Genomic DNA, 18,733 nt, shown 5'->3' with positions numbered 1-18,733 from the left:
GCTCGGCTGCCTCCACCACTGCCTCACCAAGCGCACTCCCTACAACGAGAGCATCGCCTTCCCACCCCACCCCGCACCTGTTCTGGCCGTCGCCGCTTGACGCCGCAACCGCATCGGATGTCTGATCGTCGACCGCCACGGAATCCGGCTCCTGCCGCTGCTTGACGCGGTCCCACCGATCCGGGGCCTGCGGGGACGCCCCCGCCGCAAGTCCCGGCGCCTGTACGCCGACCGGGGCTACGACTTCGACAAGTACCGCCGCCGGCTGTGGAAGCGCGGCGTCAAGCCGGTGATCGCCCGACGCGGTGTCACCCACGGCTCAGGACTGGGCAAGGTGCGTTGGGTCGTTGAGCGCGCCTTCGCCTGGCTGCACCAGTTCAAACGGCTCCGCATCCGGTACGAGCGGCGCGCTGATCTCCACCAGGGCCTGCTCGAACTGGCCTGCAGCCTCATATGCCTTCGCCGCCTGCGAACCTCATCCTGAAGCGATCAGTCGGCAACGCTGAACCACCCTGGTCGCACCTCGTTCAGAAGCGGTTGCAGCGACCGCACTGCGGACCGAATGTCCTGATCCGTGACGTCAAGAGGCTCCGGCAGGCTCAGCCCATACCTGCGCAGCCGCCAGAGGTCGAAGACCTCGCTCCCGTCGGCTGCGAAGTCCACATCGACCTCAGTGCCCTCGTCGCTCACGAAGCGGCACCCTGCCCCATGAACCTTGTAGGAATAGGCGCCGATGTGATCACCCCGGCTGATCCGGCGCGAACGGGCCAGGCGGACGACGTCCGCCGGTCGCTCAAGTGAGGGCATCGCCGCCCTCATGGCCTCGTCAATCGATCAGTAAGTGCTGCACGCGACCGACGAGCGCCACCAGCACGCGAAGACGGACCGCATCTCCGCGCCGATGACCATCCGCGTCGTCCGCCAGGCTCCGTCGGCGCCAGAGCACCGCACGCCGAGCGGCAGCCTTCCCCGGAACGGCACGACCGTCCCGGGGAAGGCGGCACCGCTCCCCGCCCGCCCCTTTCCGTGCCCGTGAAGACCTCGTCGGGGTCCCGGGTGTTTCGGAATGAAGCCGTCGCGTCAGCTTGCGGGAAGGCTGAACCTGTAGCCCTGCCGGGTCATCCAGGGGAGCAGTTCGCGCAGGGCTGCCACGGTCTGGCTGCGGTTGCCGCCGCCGTCGTGCATGAGGACGACGCCGCCGGGACGCAGTTCCCGTTTCACGGTGGCGACGATCGAGGCGGCGCCGGGGCGCGACCAGTCACGAGGGTCGACGGTCCAGCCCAGCGGGCGTAGACCGTCCTGCACGGCTATCCGGCGGTTTTCCGGGCTGAAGTCGCCGCCGGGGGCACGGAACCACCTGATCCGGGTGCCCGGCCCGCCGGCCTTGCTGATCATTTCCTTGGCTGCGGTGATCTCGTGGACCTGCGTGGCGTGCGGGAGGGTACCCATCGGCTGGGGGTGGTCCACGGTGTGGTCGCACAGCCGATGGCCGTCGGCCAGTATGCGCTTGACCAGGGTGGAGTTCGCGGCGGCCTGGTTGCCTATCTGGCAGAAGGTCGCCTGCGCGTGGTACCGGGCCAGCAGGTCCAGGACCTGACCGGTGAACGGCCCCGGGCCGTCGTCGAACGTGAGTGCCACAGTCCGGCCGTACGTCGCCGCACTGTAGGCGATCGAAGCGCTCGGGGCGCCGACAGGGGCGGCCTGCGCCCCGGCGCCGGTTGCGGCGCTTGCGCTCGTACCGGCACCGACACCGGCCAGGGCGAACGAGACGGCCACTGCGCAGCCGAGAGCCGCACGGCGCAGCAGACGGACGGAACTGGAGTTCTGCATTCTGTTTTGCTCCTGGCAGGGCTGGCCATCTCAAGATGGCAAGGACGGGCCCCCACGACGATGACCGAATGCCTGACCAAAGCAAAGGATTCACTGCCATTTGCAGCCTTTGTCACAAACCGGTCGATGGTGACCCTCGCCACTGCGGCCGCGCCCGCCACCACCACCCCCGGCTCACTGCCCGCGCGGCTCCCGTACGACGGTGACCCGGCCCGCCGGAACCGTCACCGACCCGGCGACCGGCTTTCCGGTGAGGAGTTCGAATGCGCTCGCGGCTGGAGGGAACTCGGCCTCGTCGGGACCGGAACGACCGATGCGTCGGTCTTCGGCCGCAAACCCTGTGAGTTGGGATGCGGGCCCTCCGCGAGGAACATCTCCAATCCACGTGCACCGAAGCGCATCTTCTCGATGCGCCTGCTCTGCGGTTCCATGCCGTGCCGCTTCGCGTAATCGAGAACGCGCCGGCACTCCGCAATTTCGTCGTCATCGGGATCGGGGCGGGCGCCGAGGGTGTCGGAGACTCAGCCGGCCAGGGGGCGCCGTGGGAGGTGCCGCCGTCGCCGTGATCGGCTTCGCACTCGCCCGCTCGATCACCCGACCCGTCCGCGCCTTGGAACACGCCACCGCCCAACTCGCCGACGGCCGCCTCACCGATCCACCCGACACCAGGCTCGGACCGCCCGAACTACGCCGCCTGGCAGCCTCCTTCACCCACACAGCCGCCCGGCTCCAGTACCTGCTACGCGCCCAGGAGGCAATCGGATCCGAAGCCTCCCACCAGCTCAAAACCCCGCTGACCGCACGGCGGCTGCGGCTGGAGAATCCCGCACAGCACCCTGCGACTATCCAGACGCTTACGACCCGGACGCCGCGGATTACGCGGGACGACCGGCAGCAGCGGCTCGATCCGCGCCCACAACTCGTCGTCGATCTCCCAGGGCCTGGCAGCGGTCTTCCTCGTCTCGACTGGCTCGCACCCCCTTCGGCCGGCATCAACGAGAACTGACACACCGTCATTCCCAGGGGTCCAGAAGCCCCTTTTTGTTAGGAGTCGTTAGCCCCTGTCCTCGATGATCCGGTAACGAGATGGACCAGCTCGCCGGGGTCGAGATGCCTCAGGGGTGTCACTGGCTGTGATGTGCCGTAGGCGTATTGCCTTAAAACCCCTGGTCAGGGGCTCTTTGGGGGTAGAGCGAGGAGATCACCCGCATCACTTCTCCCCAGGGACTCCCCAGGGTCGGTTCCGGGCCGATCTGTGACTGATGCGAGACCAAAGATCACAGAAGAACCGGACTCGGCAAAAGAGGCTCAGAGCCAGTCCCGTCGCTTGAAAACCACGTACAAACTTACGCATACCACCGCCATCAGGCCGATCGCGAAGGGGTATCCGAAGCTCCAACTCAACTCGGGCATGCGCTTGAAGTTCATGCCATAGATAGTTCCCACGAGTGTGGGAGCAAAGAGAATCGCCGCCCACGACGAGATCCGTTTGATCTCCTCGTTCTGCTCGAACCCGGCTTCCGCCAGCGCCCGCATCTCCGCGTTCTGCTGCTGGGTCACCAGCGTCGCGTTCACCGTGAGGATGTCGGTGAGGGCCTGGCGGAAGCCGTCGACGCGTTCGCTGGTGTGGGTCACGTGGTCGGCGACGTCCCGCAGATGGCGCTGGAGTTCGTCGTCCGTGCCGTACTTGGAGAAGCCGGCGATCAGGCCGTGCAGCATGCCGACCAGGGGGCGGGTGGCGCGCTGGAACTCGACCATTTCGCGGGAGAGTTCGTAGATGCGGCGGGAGACCTCGGGGTCGCCGCGGAAGACCTCGGTCTCGATTTCGTCGATGTCGTTCTGGACGCCTGAGACCACCGGCGCATAACCGTCGACGACCGCGTCGAGTATGGCGTACAGGACCGCCTCCGGGCCCAGCTTCAGCAGCTCAGGAGTCTCCTCCATGCGGTGGCGGACCGCCGAGAGGTCGGGGGCGGCGCCGTGCCGGACCGTGATGACGAAGTCGGGTCCCACGAACACGTGCAGCTCGCCGAAGTCGACCTCCTCCGGGGCGTCCAGGTAGCGGGCCGCGCGCAGGACGACGAAGAGGGTGTCGCCGTAGCGCTCCAGTTTCGGGCGCTGGTGGGCCTCCATCGCGTCCTCGACCGCGAGCGGGTGCAGGTCGAACTCGGCGGCCAGGGAGAGGAGTTCGCCCTCGGTGGGGCGGGCGAGACCGATCCACGCCATGCCGGACGGCTGCTCGCGCAGTTCGCGGAAGGTCTCGGCGAGGGTGGCCGGGGCGGAGACGCGGACGCCGTCCCGGTACAGCGCCGCCTGGACGACGCTGGCCACCTCCGACGGCTCCGGGGGTGCCGGGTCGGCCGGGGCCGGCGGGGTGTTCGACGCCGGCGGCTGCGGTGGGGTCAGCGCGCGGCGCCAGACGGACTGCCTCGCGTTCTTGGAGGCGGGACGGGCGCGTCGCTCGGACATGCGGCTGCCTCCCGGGTCGAAGCTGCGGCTGCGTGATCCCGGGCAGGATATACGGGGCAAACGGCGCGGGGGTGGCCCGTGCGTCCGGGATTCGGTGAGAGTTGCGGACAGAAGGTGTCCGCAAGCCGGGCTAGCGTGCGGGGTATGACGAAGCGGGGCATGACGAAGACGACGGCAGCGACGGCTCCTGTGCTCGGGACCCGCGCGCTCAACCGCGCCACCCTCGACCGGCAGCTGCTGCTGCGCCGCTCGCCGCTGACCGCCGAGGCCGCCGTCGGGCATCTCCTCGGGCTCCAGGCGCAGAACGTCAAGCCGCCGTACTACGCGCTCGCCGCCCGCCTCGACGGCTTCACCCCCGAGGACCTGTCCGGGCCGATGGCGGACCGCAGGGTCGTCCGCATCGTCACCATGCGCTCGACCATCCACACCCACACCGCCGACGACTGCCGCACCCTGCGCCCGCTGGTCCAGCCGGCCCGCGACCGTGAACTCACCAACTTCCGCAAGGGACTTGAGGGAGTCGATCTGGAACGGCTGGCCGCCCTCGCCCGCGAACTCGTCGAGGCCGAGCCGCGCACCATGAAGCAGCTGCGCGAGGCCCTGCAGGCCGAGTGGCCCGATGTCGACCCGCAGGCCCTCGGTATCGCCGCCCGCTGCAAACTCCCGCTCGTGCAGGTCACCCCGCGCGGGCTGTGGGGGAGGAGCGGCCAGGTCGCCCTGACCACCGCCGAGCACTGGCTGGGCCGCGGCCCGGCCGACAGCTCGGCCACGCCGACCGCGACGGCTTCGACCGCGGCTTCCCCGACCGCGGCTTCCCCGACCCCGACCGCGGTGACCGCGACCGCGCCCATGCCGGCCGCGACTGTGCCGACCACGCCGACGTCGGCCGCAACGGTACCCACCGCCCCGATGCCCGCCCCGACCGTGCCCACCGCTCCGGCGCCGGGCACACCGTCCGCCGAAGCCGCCCCGTCCCCCGACGCCACCGTCCTGCGCTACCTCGCCGCCTTCGGGCCCGCCTCTGTCAAGGACATGCAGACCTGGGCCGGCCTGACTCGGCTGCGCGACGCCTTCGAGCGGCTCCGCCCGCAGCTGGTCACCTTCCGGGACGAGAACGGCGTCGAACTCTTCGACCTGCCGGATGCGGCACGTCCCGACGCCGAGACTCCGGCCCCGCCCCGCTTCCTCCCCGAGTTCGACAACCTGCTCCTCTCGCACGCCGACCGCACCCGGGTCGTGCCGCCCGAGTACTGGGGCCGCAGCTGGGTGGGCAACCAGGCGCACTGCACGTTCCTCGTCGACGGCTTCCTGGCGGGGGTGTGGAAGCTGGGGGAGGGCGCCGTTGTCGTCGAGCCCTTCGGCGGGCTCACCAGGGCCCAGCGGGCGGACGTCGTGGACGAAGGGGCGCGCATGCTCGACACCATGCACCCGGGTACGTCGTACGACATCCGCTTCGGGACCGTGATGCCGTAGGAGCCGGTGAACAGACCCTCAGTCCGCCCGGCCCGTCACCGCCACCGTCAGGCCCAGCCCGATCATCGCGAACCCGCCCGCGCCTCCGATCATCGACAGACGGCGGTCGGAGCGGGCGAACCAGGTGCGGGCGGCCGAGGCGGTCAGACCCCACAGGGTGTCCGTGACCAGGCCGATCGAGATCGGGATCAGGCCCAGCAGCAGCATCTGCAGCGGCAGACGGCCGGCCGCGGGGTCCACGAACTGGGGGAGTACGGCGGCGAAGAAGACCACGCCCTTGGGGTTGGTCAACCCGACGAGCGCGCCGTCGAGCACCGTGCGCAGATCGCCGCGGGCCGGGCCCGTCGGCTGCGCCCGGATCGCCGACGCCTTCAGCTCCCTGCGGTGCCGGAACGCCTGGACGCCCAGGTACACCAGGTAGGCCGCGCCTGCGAGCTTCACCGCCAGATAGAGCGCGACCGAGCGTTCCACCAGCGAGCCGATGCCGATCGCGACGGCCACCACCAGCAGATACGAGCCGAAGACATTGCCGATCGCCGTCGCCACCGCCGTACGGCGGCCGTGCGCGAGCGCGCGGCCGATGACGAACAGGACGCTCGGCCCCGGGATCACGATCACCAGCAGGGACATCGCGGCGAAGGCGAGAAAACGGTCCGTGGACACCATGCGTATCACTCCCATCGGGCGCTCATTGAAACAGCCGCCCCGCGCTCCCCTCTAGAGTCGAGCCCATGGAACTGCGGCAGCTCACCTACTTCGTCACCGTCGCCGAGGAGCTGCACTTCGGACGGGCGGCCGAGCGACTGCACATCGTGCAGTCCGCGGTGAGTATGCAGATACAGCGGCTGGAGCGGGAGCTGGGCGCCGAGCTGTTCGACCGGACGCCGCGCCGGGTGCGGCTCACGGCGGCGGGGGAGCGGCTGCTGCCCGAGGCGCGGGCGGTGCTGACGGCGGCCGACCGGGCGCGGGCCGCCGTCGCCCCGCCGCCGGGCCTTCGGATCGGCACCAGTACAGGACTCGGCGCGCATCTCGACCGTGTGCTCGCCGCGTTCGCGCGCCGGGCGCCGGATGTGCCCGTCGAGCTGTTCTCGCTGCCGGTCGCCGAGCGGCTGGCCCGGGTCGCGGGCGGGCAGCTGGACGCCGCGTTCGTACGGGCCGTCGAACCGGTACAGGGTGTGCGCGTGCTGCCCTTGTGGCCCGATCCCCTGGTTGCGGCCCTCCCCGCCACGCACCCCCTTGCGGGCCGTGCGGAGCTCGGCGTCGAGGAGCTGGCCGAGGTGCCGCTCACGCTCACCGAGCGCCGCAACAACCCCGCTCTGGTCGACCTGGTGGTGGGTGCCTGTCATGAGGCCGGGTTCGAGCCGCTGCCGGGTCCTGCAAGGGGCTCTCTGCAGGACACCCTCGCCACCATCGGCACCCGCCCGTTGTGGACCGTCGTCTACGCCTCTCACGCGCGCGTGCTGCACAGCCCCCGCGTCACCTTTGTGCCGTTCCGCGCGCCGGGCCTCGCCCTGTCGACGGGCCTCGCCGTGCCGGTCGGCGCCCCGCCCCCGCACCTGGACACCCTGCTGCTGGCCTGCGGCGATCACGAGAACTGATCGCTGCGGTCGCGGTCTGCCTCTTGGTCGCGGACGCCCGGCGCGATGGACTGGTCCCACCGAAAAGGAATCCGATACGGAATCCGAAACGGGTCCGAACAGGCAATGTATTCAAGGGAGTTCAGTCATGCCGATCGTCACCGTCCAGCAGGGTCCCCGCGACACCGAGCTCAAGCGGGACCTCGTCAAGCGCATCACCGACGCCTTCGTCGACGCGTACAGGATCCCGGCCGAGACCGTCCAGGTGTGGATCCACGAGGTGCCGACGGACAGCTGGGGCGCGGCGGGCAGGCTCACCGCCGACAAGTAGCACACGGAGAGGGCAGGCGGAACGCATGGAAAGGGGGCGCTGCGGGCTGCTCGTGGTAGCCCGCAACGCCCCCTTGTCTCTCACCTGAGGGGTGCTCAGGAGATCTTCTGGGGTACCCGTCCTACGAGTTGACCTGCGCGGTCACCAGGCTGGAGAAGGTGGTCAGCCGGGTGTAGACACCCGGGTAACCGGCCTCCGCGCAGCCGTTGCCCCAAGAAGTGATCCCTGCCAGGACGCCCCCGATGAGCAGGGGACCGCCGCTGTCGCCCTGGCAGGTGTCTGTGCCGCCGGCTGTGTATCCGGCGCAAACCATGTCGGTCTGGACGAACTCCGAACCGTAGGAGCTCTTGCAGCTGGAGTCGGCCACGATCGGTACGGTCGCGGTCCGCAGCTGGTTGGAGGAGCTGCCGTTCTCCGAGGTGGTGCCCCATCCGAGGATGCGGGCCGTGGCGCCGGCCGCGTACACCGAGGTGTCCGAGGACGAGACATATGAAGCCGTCGTGTACGGCATCGACGTCGACAGCGTCAGTACGGCCACGTCGTCGCCGTTGGTGGCGTCCGTGTAGTCCGGGTTGATCCAGATCTTGCTGACCTTGCTGACCGTGCCGTTCGTACCGTTGAGGTAGGTGCGGCCGCCGACTACTCGGACGCTGCTGGTGGTCTCCCCGGCCATACAGTGAGCGGCGGTGATCACTTTGGTGGCCGAGACGAGGGTGCCGCCGCAGAACTGGTTCTGCGAGGCGTCCGTGATCTGCATGACGAACGGGTAGGCCGTCGTGGTGGTTGTGGTACCGCCCACGATGGGCTGGGGCGCGGCTGCCGCGGAAGGCGCGCCGAGCAGTCCGGTGACGGCCGCCGCAGCGGTCGCCGCGACTGCCGCAGCGCTCTTTCTGGCACGGTTGGACCCGAACATGAGTCTCCTCAGTGGGGGTTGCCGGTGGGGGGTCGCGCGGGTGTGGGGGGTTGTGCACGGGGGTCGCGGGACCGACCCCCGTATGCCCGGGCGAGCGGCACGTCCTTACGCTAGGACCCGGAACCCCCGGCTCCCAATGAGGGAACCCCCTAGGGGGTTGGGTGAGGGAAAACCCTCGGTCGGGTTCAGTTAACCTGGCGCGCCGTCACTTCGCTCGCCGTGCAGCCGCCAAACGGACGATATCCACGCGCGAGCGGATCCCCAGCTTGCGGTAGACCCGGGTCAGTGTTGCCTCGACCGTCTTCACGCTGATGAACAGCCGCGCGGCGATCTCCCGGTTGGTCGCGCCCTCCATGACGAGCGCGGCGACCTGTCGTTCCATCGAGGCGAGACCTTCCAGGCCCTCTGACGCGGGAGTGGGGGTGATCGGTTCCACCGGGTTCGCCACGGCGGCCGCCTCCACCTGACGCACCCAGGGCAGCGCCCGGCAGCGCCGGAACAGCCGGGCCGCCTCGTCGTACGACTTCGGTCCCGGCCGGCCGGTGTGCAGTGACGCCAGCGCGAACGCCGCGCGTGCCTCCTCCAGTCCGTACCCCAGCTTGGTGAGCCGGTCCTGCACCGACGTCAGCTGGGCGAGCGCGGCCTCGTACTCCCCGCGCGCGGCCCGCACCAGTGCCTCGGCCCGGTCCAGGACGGCCAGCACGCTCTCGCGGCCCAGCCGCAGCGCCTGTTCGCGCGCCACGTCGAGGAGTTGCTGCGCCTCGTCGGTCTCGCCGATGCGGACGAGGGCCTCGGCGAGGTCGCCGTGCCAGCGCCCGCGCGCCGGGTCGGTGATGCCGAGCCCGTGCTCCAGGTCCCGGACCCGGCGCAGGGAGCGGACCGCCCCCGCGGCGTCCCCGGCCACCAACTGGGCGTGCCCGAGCGCGGTCAGCCCCCGGGAGATGTACATCTGGTCGCCGGCCCGCTCGGCCAGCTCCACCGCCTCATGGCCCAGCGTCAACGCCCGCTCCACATCCCCGCCGGAGGACTCCGCGATGGAGGCGAGCACGGCGGAGGGCACCTCGCCGATCCCCGAGTCGCGGGCCAGCCGCATGCTCTCGCGGGCCAGGTCGAGGGCCCGGCCGCAGTGCCCGGAGCGCAGTTCGGTCTCGGCGAGCAGACGCACGAAGTGCACCTCGCTCTCGACCATGCCGCGCCGGCGCACCTCGCGCAGCAGCGCGTTGACGGTGGAGCGGGCCTCGGGCAGCTGGTCGCTCATGATCAGCCAGCGGTGGCGGGCCGCGCCCGCGCCGTTGTGGTGGCAGGCGACCTCGGGCAGCTGAGGCTCTTTCAGGGCGCGCTTGATGGTCTCGGGACCGTCCGGGTGACCCATCAGGATCTCGGTCTGCGCCTGGAAGGCGAGCGCGAGGAGTTCGGTGCGCCGGTCGCCGGCCCGGGCGGCGAGCTCGGCGGCGTGCGCGGCCTCCTCCCGGCCGATGGCGAAGTCGCCCTCCACGACCAGTCCGCGCCAGGCCAGCTGGTAGTGGACCAGGGCGAGCAGCCCGGGGTCGTCGCCGGCGTCGGCCACGGCCTGCGGGTAGACCGTGTCCACCTCGCCGAGGGCCTGGCCGGCCGCCTCGATCACCACCATCCAGGCCCGTACCCGGTCCGCGGGTGCGGTGGCCCGGGTCAGCACATCGCGGGCGATGTCCCGGGCGAGGTCCACCTCGCCGGCGGTGATCGCGTCCTCGGCCGCCTGCAGCCGGCGCTCGTCCGGGCCCGGCGCGTCGTCGGCCGGGGTGTGCCGGGCGGCGAGCAGCCCGAGCGACGCGGCGACCGAGGGTGCCCCGCGGTCCCGGGCCAGCGCGGCGGCCTCGGCGAGGCGGGCCGCGGCCTCCGGGTCTGTGCCGGTGGTCGCCAGCGCGAGGTGGCGGGCGCGCTCGATCGGGTCGGAGGCCGCCGTGGACAGCGCGGCATGCGCGGCCCGCCGCTCCTGCGCGGGCGCCTCCGCGTACAGCGCGGCCGAGATCAGCGGATGCGCGAACCGTACGGCGGGGCCCTCCGGCTCGGTGGCCAGCAGCCCGAGTTCGGCCGCCTGGGCGGTCTCGGCCTCGGCGTTGTCCCTGCCTGCCTCGTGCAGCAGGGCCAGGGTGGGGCGGGCGCCCACGCTGGCCACCAGGAGGGTGCGGCGGGCCTCGACGGAGAGCATGTCCAGCCGGTTCAGGACGAGGGCGCGCAGCGAGGTGGGCACCGGCAGCGGCTCGCCCGGCCGCGGCGGGGTCGGGTTCTCGGCCAGGGCACGGCCCAGTTCGAGCGCGAAGAACGGGTTGCCGCCGCTGGTGCGGTGGATGTCCCGGACGGTGGAACGGGGCAGGCCGGTGTAGCCGCGGTGGTCGAGCAGCGCGGACACCTGGGCGCGGGAGAGCGCGCCGAGCCGTACGGCCAGGGTGTCGGGCGGCGACGCCTGCAGATGGCGGTCGTACTCCTGGCCCTCCGTGCGTACCGCGCACAGCAGTTGCACCCGGGTGTCGCCCAGGCGGCGGGCGGCGAACCCGAGGAGCTCCGCGCTCGCCGGGTCCAGCCACTGCAGGTCGTCCGCCACGACGAGGACGGGGCCCGCGGCGGCGAGCGCGCGCAGCGCGGAGAGGACGGCCAGGCGCAGGGCGAGGCCGTCGCGCTGGAGGGTGGACTCGCCGCGGCCGGTGAGCGCCGACTCCAGTGCGGTGCGCTGGGCGACGGGCAGCTGATCGGAGACCTCGTCGACGACCAGGCCGAGCAGGTCGGCGAGGGCCAGGAAGGGGAGATGGGATTCGGACTCGGTCGCCGAGCAGCGCAACACGGTGCGGGCGGCCGTCCCGTATTCGGAGGCCAAAGCCCGCAGAGCGGTGGACTTTCCTATTCCGGCAGGGCCGTGCAGCAGCACGCTGCCGCCCCTCGCGAGCTGCTCACGCGCCGCGGTGAACAGCTCCCCCCTGCCGATGACCAGGTCGGGGTGGCGTCTGGCAGGCTCCTTGAAGTCCCCTCGCACAGTCACCGTTCCCCTCCAAGTGTCGTGTTCGGGCCAAATTCTAGGCAATCTCTCTTTGAAATTCGGACGGAGGACGTGGTGAGGGATATAACAACGTTACGGCATGGGGAAATTCAAAGCGCTGGTGAATGAATAGAAAGCTACGGCAGCAGGCCCGCGCGGCGCGCCGCGACCACCGCCTCCCCACGCGTGTGAGCCCCCAGTTTCCGCATCGCGGACCGCAGATACCCCTTGACCGTCTCGGCCCGCAGACCGAGCCGCTCGGCGGACACCGAGTTCGTGGCCCCCGCGGCCACACAGGCCAGCACATCCAGCTCACGGGGAGCCAGTCCCACCTCGTCGGAGTGCGCCCTCGGGGTCAGCAGCCCGCACACGCCGAGCAGTTCCGCCCGCAGCGCCGGGTCCGTGATCCGCGGTGCCAGCGCCCGCAGCGCCGCATGGGCCTCCCGCACCTGCTCCCAGGCGGCACCCGCCGCCGGGTCCCGGTCCGGCTCGGCGCGGGCGGCCGCCGCCAGCAGCCCCCGCGCCTCGTCCCCGACGGCCAGCGCCTGCTCCACATCCCGCGCGGCCTCCATCGCCGCGCCCAGCGTGCGGTCACCGAGCGGCTGGGCCGTGCGCAGGGCGCCGTACAACACCCCCCGCACCCGGCGTCGTACCACCACCGGTACCGCGAGGATCGAACGCAGCCCCTCCGTGGCGACCGGGATGTCGTACTCGTGGCTGATCTGCCGCGACGAGGAGTAGTCCGTCACGGCGCAGGGCCGGGCGAGCGCGACCGCCCGGCCGCCAAGGCCGTTGCCCGAGGTCACCGGGAGCCCGCTGAGCGCTGGCGTCGCGGTGCCGCTCAGTTCGCTGATGCGCATGTGCCGGCGCCCCGGCTCCACCAGGCCGCCGAAGGCGACCGGGAGCCCGGTCGTGCGCCGCAGCCGTACCAACGCGCCTCGTATCTCGACCGCCCCGGCCGCGTCTGCTGTCACCTGCTTGCCCTTTCCCTGCAGCGCACACCCCCGTTCGGGGGTAGTGAGACCTGCATCACGGATTACACGATGGCAGAGAGCCGCCCGGCAATGGTCCGGTCTGAGGAGGAACGACGATGACGACGGCGACGGAGCTCTTCCGCAGTGCGCGGGACTTCCTGCTGGAGCACCGCGAGGACTACGCGAAGGCGTACGAGGGCTTCAGCTGGCCCCGCCCCGAGCGCTTCAACTGGGCGCTCGACTGGTTCGACGTCATCGCCGACGGCAACGACCGGACCGCCCTGCACATCGTCGAGGAGGACGGGAGGGAGGTCCGGGTCTCGTTCGCGGAGATGTCCGACCGCTCCGACCGGGTGGCGAACTGGCTGCGCGAGCGCGGCGTCCGCGCCGAGGACCGCATCCTCGTCATGCTCGGCAATCAGGCCGAGCTGTGGGAGACGGCCCTCGCGGCGATGAAGCTGCGCGCCGTCGTCATCCCGGCCACCCCGCTGCTCGGCCCCGCCGACCTGCGCGACCGCGTCGACCGCGGCCGGGTCCGGCAGGTGCTCGTACGGGCCGAGGACACCGGCAAGTTCGACGACGTGCCCGGCAGGTACACGCGCATCGCGGTGGGCGGGGCGCCCGAGGGCTGGCAGGCGTACGAGGACGCGTACGCCGCCTCGGCCGACTTCACGCCCGACGGGCCGACCCTTGCCGACGACCCGCTGATGCTCTACTTCACCTCGGGCACCACCGCCCGCCCCAAGCTGGTCGAGCACACCCACACCTCGTACCCGATCGGCCACCTGGCGACCCTGTACTGGATCGGCCTCAAGCCCGGCGATGTGCACCTCAACATCTCCTCGCCCGGCTGGGCCAAGCACGCCTGGTCGAACCTGTTCGCCCCGTGGAACGCGGAGGCGACCGTCTTCATCCACAACTACACCCGCTTCGACCCGGGCCGGCTGATGGCCGAGATGGACCGGGCAGGGGTGACCACCTTCTGCGCGCCGCCCACCGTGTGGCGCATGCTCATCCAGGCCGACCTGACCCAGCTGCGCACCCCGCCGCGCGAGGTCGTGGCGGCGGGCGAGCCCCTGAACCCCGAGGTCATCGAGCAGGTCCGGCGGGCCTGGGGAGTCACCATCCGGGACGGCTTCGGACAGACCGAGACGGCCGTCCAGGTCGCCAACAGCCCGGGGCAGCAGCTCAAGACCGGCTCGATGGGGCGGCCGAGCCCCGGCTACCGGGTCGAGCTGCTGGACCCGGTGACGGGTGCGCCCGGTGCCGCCGAGGGCGAGATCGCCCTCGATCTGTCGGCGCAGCCCGTCGGCCTGATGACCGGCTACCACGGCGACCCGGACCGTACGGCGGAGGCCATGGCCGGCGGCTACTACCGCACCGGCGACATCGGCTCGCGGGACGCCGACGGCTACATCACCTACGTCGGCCGTGCCGACGACGTGTTCAAGGCGAGCGACTACAAGATCTCCCCGTTCGAGCTGGAGAGCGCCCTGCTGGAGCACGAAGCCGTGGCCGAGGCGGCCGTCGTGCCGGCCCCGGACGAGTTGCGGCTGGCCGTCCCCAAGGCGTACGTCGTGCTCGCCGAGGGCTGGCAGCCGGGCCCCGACACCGCGAAGGTGCTCTTCGAGCACTCCCGCGAGGTTCTAGCCCCGTACAAGCGCGTCCGCCGCCTGGAGTTCGCACCACTGCCCAAGACCGTCTCCGGGAAGATCCGCCGGATCGAGCTGCGCGAGGCGACCGCCGCGGGCTCGGCCGACGAGTACCGCGAGGAGGACTTCCGGTGACCCCGCAGTCGTCGTACACCCACGGCACGAGCGGCACCACCCTGCTCGGCGACACGATCGGCGCGAACCTGGACCGGGCCGTGGCGGCCTGGCCGGACCGCGAGGCGCTGGTCGACGTTCCGTCGGGGCGTCGCTGGACGTACGCCCAATTCGGCGCGGCCGTCGAGGAGTTGGCGCAGGCGCTGGTGGTCGGCGGGGTCGCCAAGGGCGACCGGGTGGGCATCTGGGCGGTCAACTGCCCGGAGTGGGTGCTGGTCCAGTACGCCACCGCGCGCATCGGCGCGATCATGGTGAACATCAACCCGGCCTACCGCACCCACGAGGTCGAGTACGTCCTCAAGCAGGCGGGTATCTCCCTGCTCTTCGCCTCCCTCAGCCACAAGACGAGCGACTACCGGGCGATGGTCGGCCAAGTGCGGGGCGGCTGCCCCGAGTTGCGCGAGGTCGTGTACATCGGCGACCCGAGCTGGCAGGCGCTGCTCCGGCGTGCCACCCCGGACGTCTCCTTCGAGGCCCTGTCCTGCGACGACCCCATCAACATCCAGTACACCTCGGGCACTACAGGGTTCCCCAAGGGGGCCACCCTCTCCCATCACAACATCCTCAACAACGGCTATTTCGTCGGTGAGTCGATCGCCTACACCGAGCAGGACCGGATCTGCATTCCGGTGCCCTTCTATCACTGCTTCGGCATGGTGATGGGCAACCTCGCCGCGACCTCGCACGGTGCGTGCATGGTGATCCCGGCACCGTCCTTCGACCCGAAGGCCACGCTGGAGGCCGTCCAGCAGGAGCGCTGCACGTCCCTCTACGGCGTCCCCACCATGTTCATCGCGGAGCTGAACCTCCCCGACTTCGCGACATACGACCTCTCCACCCTGCGCACCGGCATCATGGCGGGCTCGCCCTGCCCGGTCGAAGTGATGAAACGGGTGGTCGCCGAGATGCACATGGCGGAGGTCTCCATCTGCTACGGCATGACGGAGACCTCCCCGGTCTCCCTCCAGACCCGTAGGGACGACGACCTGGAACACCGCACCGGAACGGTCGGCCGGGTCCTCCCGCACATCGAGGTGAAGATCGTCGACCCGGCGACCGGAGTGACCCAGCCCCGGGGCGAGGCGGGCGAGTTGTGCACCCGCGGCTACAGCGTGATGCTCGGCTACTGGAACGAGCCCGAGAAGACCGCCGAGGCCGTAGACCCCGGCCGCTGGATGCACACCGGGGACCTGGCGACGATGCGCGAGGACGGCTATGTCGAGATCGTCGGCCGCATCAAGGACATGATCATCCGAGGCGGCGAGAACATCTACCCGCGCGAGATCGAGGAGTTCCTCTACGGCCACCCGAAGATCGCAGACGTCCAGGTCGTCGGGGTGCCTGACGAGCGGTACGGCGAGGAGGTCCTGGCCTGCGTGATCCCACGCGACCCGGCCGACCCGCCGACCCTGGAGGACGTGCGCGCCTTCTGCGAAGGACAGCTGGCCCACTACAAGGTCCCGAGCAGGGTGCAGATCCTGGAGACCTTCCCGATGACGGTGTCCGGAAAGGTACGGAAGATCGAACTAAGGGAGAAGTACACCGCCGTTTAGGGGCGCGGGGAACTGCGCGATCAACCCCCACCGGCCCGAGCCTAATCACGCTCCTTCCGGTGCAGCGCGCCGGCGTCCAGTTCGCCGGCCACACTGTTCACCGGCTGCGGCGTCCCCGTGAGATCGAGAACGAACAGCGGCATGCCGAGCGCATCCGCGCGGGTGCGGGCGTCGGTCGCGTACCCGGCCAGGGAGAAGTAGACGCAGGCCGCCGACTCCGTCATGGCGGTCAGCCACAGGCACTCCACGTCCCGCAGCGAGGCCGCGCGCACGGTCGGGTCGACCTGGGCCAGCAGGCCGCGGGCGGCGATGCCGATGCCGGACGGGGGCCGCTGGTCGGCCCGGCGGATGTCCCGGTAGCCGAGCCAGCGCAGATAGACGGCGGCGGCCGTCACCGCGTCCCGGGCGGTGCGGATGGTGACGGGCTGGAAGGGCAGGCGGCGCTTCGCCGGGGCCGGGGCGACCTCTGTGCCCACCTCCGCCGTGGCCGTCTGCCCGGCCACCGGGATCCGCAGTACCGTCCCGCACGGGCAGCCCAGCTCCGGGCGCGGCCACTGGTCGCGGCGGCCGCAGGAGCCGCACTGCAGGGTGACCCAGTCCTCCGCCCAGGCCCGATGGGTGACGGCCGTCGCCGTCCCGTGCCGGTCCAGCGGCGGGGCGACGGGCGCTCCGCAGGTGCACGGATACGACGGCGCCGCATAGAGGTGCTCGCGCCGGCAGGCCGGACAGCGCACCGAGACGCTCTCGGACATGACCCACATCGTCCTCCAGCGGGCCCCCGCTTGTCCTTCTCTTCCGTCTCTTGACGGCCTTCCCTCGCCCACTTACATTGCTTCCAGATAGTAGAAATTAGTTTCCGCAATACGGAAGAGCTCACCGCGGGGCGCGACGGGAGTGCTAGTCCGACAGCCGAAGCAGGAGTACTCGATGGCACGTATGACCGCTGCCCGCGCGGCAGTTGAGATCCTCAAGCGCGAGGGCGTCACCAACGCGTTCGGTGTGCCCGGCGCGGCGATCAACCCGTTCTATGCGGCCCTCAAGGCCTCCGGTGGCGTCAACCACACCCTCGCCCGCCATGTCGAGGGCGCCTCGCACATGGCCGAGGGGTACACCAGGACCCACCCGGGCAACATCGGTGTCTGCATCGGTACCTCCGGGCCGGCCGGTACCGACATGATCACCGGGCTGTACTCCGCCACCGGCGACTCCATCCCGATCCTGTGCATCACGGGCCAGGCCCCGACCGCCGTGATCCACAAAGAGGACTTCCAGGCCGTCGACATCGCCTCGATCGCCAAACCGGTCGCGAAAATGGCGGTGACCGTCCTGGAGGCCGCCCAGGTTCCCGGCGTCTTCCAGCAGGCCTTCCATCTGATGCGCTCCGGCCGCCCCGGCCCGGTCCTGATCGACCTGCCGATCGACGTCCAGCTGACGGAGATCGAGTTCGACCCCGAGACGTACGAGCCGCTCCAGGCGTACAAGCCGGCCGCGACCCGCGCCCAGATCGAGAAGGCGATCGGGCTGCTGAACGAGTCGGAGCGCCCGCTGATCGTCGCCGGCGGCGGTGTCATCAACGCCGACGCGGCCGAACTCCTCGTCGAGTTCGCCGAGTTGACCGGCACCCCGGTCGTCCCGACCCTGATGGGCTGGGGCGTCCTGCCCGACGACCACGAGCTGAACGCCGGCATGGTCGGCCTGCAGACCTCGCACCGCTACGGCAACGCGACCTTCCTGGAGTCCGACTTCGTCCTCGGCATCGGCAACCGCTGGGCCAACCGCCACACCGGCAAGCTGGACGTCTACACGGCCGGCCGCAAGTTCGTCCACGTCGACATCGAGCCCACCCAGATCGGCAAGATCTTCGCCCCGGACTACGGCATCGCGTCCGACGCGAAGGCCGCGCTGGAGCTCTTCGTCGAGGTGGCAAGGGAGTTGAAGGCGGAGGGCAGGCTCCCCGACCGTTCGGCGTGGGCGGCCTCGGCCCAGGAGAAGAAGGCGACTCTCCAGCGCCGTACGCACTTCGACGACATCCCGATCAAGCCGCAGCGCGTCTACGAGGAGATGAACAAGGCGTTCGGTCCCGAGACCCGGTACGTCTCGACGATCGGCCTGTCCCAGATCGCCGGCGCCCAGATGCTGCACGTCTTCAAGCCGCGCCACTGGATCAACTGCGGCCAGGCGGGCCCCCTCGGCTGGACCATCCCGGCCGCGCTGGGCGTGGCCAAGGCCGATCCGGAGGCACAGGTCGTCGCCCTCTCCGGCGACTACGACTTCCAGTTCATGATCGAGGAGCTGGCGGTCGGCGCGCAGCACAGGATCCCGTACGTCCATGTCCTCGTGAACAACGCCTACCTGGGCCTGATCCGCCAGGCGCAGCGGGCCTTCGACATCGACTTCCAGGTCAAGCTGGAGTTCGAGAACATCAACTCGCCCGAGCTCGGCGTCTACGGCGTCGACCACGTCAAGGTCGCCGAGGGCCTGGGCTGCAAGGCGATCCGGGTGACCGACCCGGCCGAGCTGGGCGCGGCACTGGAGCAGGCGAAGAAGCTCGCCGCCGAGTTCCAGGTGCCGGTGGTCGTCGAGGCGATCCTGGAGCGCGTCACCAACATCTCCATGTCGACCACCAACGACATCAGCAACGTCGTCGAGTTCGAGGAGATCGCGACCGAGCCGGGGCACGCCCCGACGTCGATCAAGACGCTGAAGGTCTGACACAGCAGCCCAGCAGGGGGTCCGGGGGTTATCCCCCGGGATATGCAGTACAGGCAGCCCCGGGC

General features: G+C 70.7%; 16 protein-coding genes and 3 pseudogenes. 10 read left to right on the top strand and 9 right to left on the bottom strand.

What is annotated here, in order from left to right:
* Nucleotides 1-145 precede the first annotated feature (145 nt).
* Nucleotides 146-484, top strand: a pseudogene (locus P2Q00_RS48260) (transposase); the annotation flags it as partial.
* 5 nt (nucleotides 485-489) lie between these two features.
* Here the strand turns inward: P2Q00_RS48260 and P2Q00_RS51230 are convergent.
* The gene (locus P2Q00_RS51230; RefSeq protein ID WP_425579497.1) at nucleotides 490-819 is read right to left on the bottom strand and encodes a DUF6896 domain-containing protein; all 330 of its coding nucleotides are present in this window, start codon (nucleotides 817-819) and stop codon (nucleotides 490-492) included.
* A gap of 22 nt (nucleotides 820-841) precedes the next feature.
* On the opposite strand from P2Q00_RS51230, the gene P2Q00_RS48250 reads away from it, so the two are divergent.
* A complete protein-coding gene (locus P2Q00_RS48250; protein ID WP_275781333.1) occupies nucleotides 842-1,036 on the top strand; it encodes a hypothetical protein in 195 nt (64 codons plus the stop codon).
* Nucleotides 1,037-1,080: 44 nt separating this feature from the next.
* Here P2Q00_RS48250 and P2Q00_RS48245 read toward each other — a convergent pair whose 3' ends face one another.
* Nucleotides 1,081-1,830 (bottom strand): polysaccharide deacetylase family protein, encoded by a 750-nt coding sequence (locus tag P2Q00_RS48245; protein ID WP_275781331.1) that lies wholly within the window; start codon nucleotides 1,828-1,830, stop codon nucleotides 1,081-1,083.
* Nucleotides 1,831-1,890: 60 nt separating this feature from the next.
* On the opposite strand from P2Q00_RS48245, the gene P2Q00_RS48240 reads away from it, so the two are divergent.
* Together P2Q00_RS48240 and P2Q00_RS51225 are read left to right on the top strand one after the other, a co-directional pair.
* Nucleotides 1,891-2,280: a hypothetical protein gene (locus tag P2Q00_RS48240; protein WP_275781330.1), complete on the top strand. Its 390-nt coding sequence runs from the start codon at nucleotides 1,891-1,893 to the stop codon at nucleotides 2,278-2,280.
* Nucleotides 2,171-2,551: pseudogene (locus P2Q00_RS51225) on the top strand (HAMP domain-containing protein); the annotation flags it as partial. The gene P2Q00_RS48240 and the pseudogene P2Q00_RS51225, both read left to right, overlap by 110 nt.
* A 96-nt stretch (nucleotides 2,552-2,647) precedes the next feature.
* Here P2Q00_RS51225 and P2Q00_RS48230 read toward each other — a convergent pair.
* Both P2Q00_RS48230 and P2Q00_RS48225 read right to left on the bottom strand, forming a co-directional pair.
* Nucleotides 2,648-2,761, bottom strand: a pseudogene (locus tag P2Q00_RS48230) (transposase); the annotation flags it as partial.
* 377 nt (nucleotides 2,762-3,138) lie between these two features.
* On the bottom strand, nucleotides 3,139-4,299 hold the full coding sequence (locus P2Q00_RS48225; protein ID WP_275781329.1) for a magnesium and cobalt transport protein CorA: 1,161 nt from the start codon (nucleotides 4,297-4,299) through the stop codon (nucleotides 3,139-3,141).
* 159 nt (nucleotides 4,300-4,458) lie between these two features.
* Between P2Q00_RS48225 and P2Q00_RS48220 the strand changes: the two genes are divergently transcribed.
* Nucleotides 4,459-5,772 (top strand): winged helix DNA-binding domain-containing protein, encoded by a 1,314-nt coding sequence (locus tag P2Q00_RS48220; protein ID WP_275781342.1) that lies wholly within the window; start codon nucleotides 4,459-4,461, stop codon nucleotides 5,770-5,772.
* An 18-nt stretch (nucleotides 5,773-5,790) separates the two neighbouring features.
* On the opposite strand, the gene P2Q00_RS48215 is transcribed toward P2Q00_RS48220, so the two are convergent.
* On the bottom strand, nucleotides 5,791-6,438 hold the full coding sequence (locus tag P2Q00_RS48215; protein ID WP_275781340.1) for a LysE family translocator: 648 nt from the start codon (nucleotides 6,436-6,438) through the stop codon (nucleotides 5,791-5,793).
* Between the two features lie 65 nt (nucleotides 6,439-6,503).
* On the opposite strand from P2Q00_RS48215, the gene P2Q00_RS48210 reads away from it, so the two are divergent.
* Complete coding sequence (locus tag P2Q00_RS48210) at nucleotides 6,504-7,370, top strand: LysR family transcriptional regulator (RefSeq protein ID WP_275781327.1); 867 nt, start codon at nucleotides 6,504-6,506, stop codon at nucleotides 7,368-7,370.
* A 127-nt stretch (nucleotides 7,371-7,497) separates the two neighbouring features.
* Nucleotides 7,498-7,680 (top strand): 4-oxalocrotonate tautomerase DmpI, encoded by a 183-nt coding sequence (dmpI, locus tag P2Q00_RS48205; RefSeq protein WP_275781326.1) that lies wholly within the window; start codon nucleotides 7,498-7,500, stop codon nucleotides 7,678-7,680.
* Nucleotides 7,681-7,801: 121 nt separating this feature from the next.
* On the opposite strand, the gene P2Q00_RS48200 is transcribed toward dmpI, so the two are convergent.
* The 3 genes from P2Q00_RS48200 to P2Q00_RS48190 form a co-directional block, all read right to left on the bottom strand.
* Nucleotides 7,802-8,593 carry a S1 family peptidase gene (locus tag P2Q00_RS48200; protein ID WP_275781324.1) on the bottom strand — a complete coding sequence of 264 codons (792 nt, stop codon included), beginning with the start codon at nucleotides 8,591-8,593 and terminating at the stop codon, nucleotides 7,802-7,804.
* Nucleotides 8,594-8,798: 205 nt separating this feature from the next.
* Nucleotides 8,799-11,606 (bottom strand): ATP-binding protein, encoded by a 2,808-nt coding sequence (locus P2Q00_RS48195; RefSeq protein ID WP_275781323.1) that lies wholly within the window; start codon nucleotides 11,604-11,606, stop codon nucleotides 8,799-8,801.
* Between the two features lie 134 nt (nucleotides 11,607-11,740).
* The gene (locus P2Q00_RS48190; protein WP_275781322.1) at nucleotides 11,741-12,577 is read right to left on the bottom strand and encodes a helix-turn-helix transcriptional regulator; all 837 of its coding nucleotides are present in this window, start codon (nucleotides 12,575-12,577) and stop codon (nucleotides 11,741-11,743) included.
* Between the two features lie 116 nt (nucleotides 12,578-12,693).
* Here P2Q00_RS48190 and P2Q00_RS48185 point away from each other — a divergent pair, with 116 nt between their 5' ends.
* Together P2Q00_RS48185 and P2Q00_RS48180 are read left to right on the top strand one after the other, a co-directional pair.
* Complete coding sequence (locus tag P2Q00_RS48185) at nucleotides 12,694-14,364, top strand: AMP-binding protein (RefSeq protein ID WP_275781321.1); 1,671 nt, start codon at nucleotides 12,694-12,696, stop codon at nucleotides 14,362-14,364.
* Nucleotides 14,361-15,956: an AMP-binding protein gene (locus tag P2Q00_RS48180; RefSeq protein WP_275781320.1), complete on the top strand. Its 1,596-nt coding sequence runs from the start codon at nucleotides 14,361-14,363 to the stop codon at nucleotides 15,954-15,956. Before P2Q00_RS48185 ends, P2Q00_RS48180 begins: the two co-directional genes overlap by 4 nt.
* Nucleotides 15,957-15,997: 41 nt before the next feature.
* On the opposite strand, the gene P2Q00_RS48175 is transcribed toward P2Q00_RS48180, so the two are convergent.
* On the bottom strand, nucleotides 15,998-16,717 hold the full coding sequence (locus tag P2Q00_RS48175; protein WP_275781319.1) for a hypothetical protein: 720 nt from the start codon (nucleotides 16,715-16,717) through the stop codon (nucleotides 15,998-16,000).
* A 166-nt stretch (nucleotides 16,718-16,883) separates the two neighbouring features.
* Here P2Q00_RS48175 and gcl point away from each other — a divergent pair, with 166 nt between their 5' ends.
* Nucleotides 16,884-18,668 carry a glyoxylate carboligase gene (gene gcl, locus P2Q00_RS48170; protein ID WP_275781317.1) on the top strand — a complete coding sequence of 595 codons (1,785 nt, stop codon included), beginning with the start codon at nucleotides 16,884-16,886 and terminating at the stop codon, nucleotides 18,666-18,668.
* The last annotated feature ends 65 nt before the right edge of the window (nucleotides 18,669-18,733 follow it).

Source organism: Streptomyces coacervatus, from assembly GCF_029223485.1.
Taxonomy (GTDB): domain Bacteria; phylum Actinomycetota; class Actinomycetes; order Streptomycetales; family Streptomycetaceae; genus Streptomyces; species Streptomyces coacervatus.
This window is presented reverse-complemented; position numbering and strand designations above follow the sequence as displayed.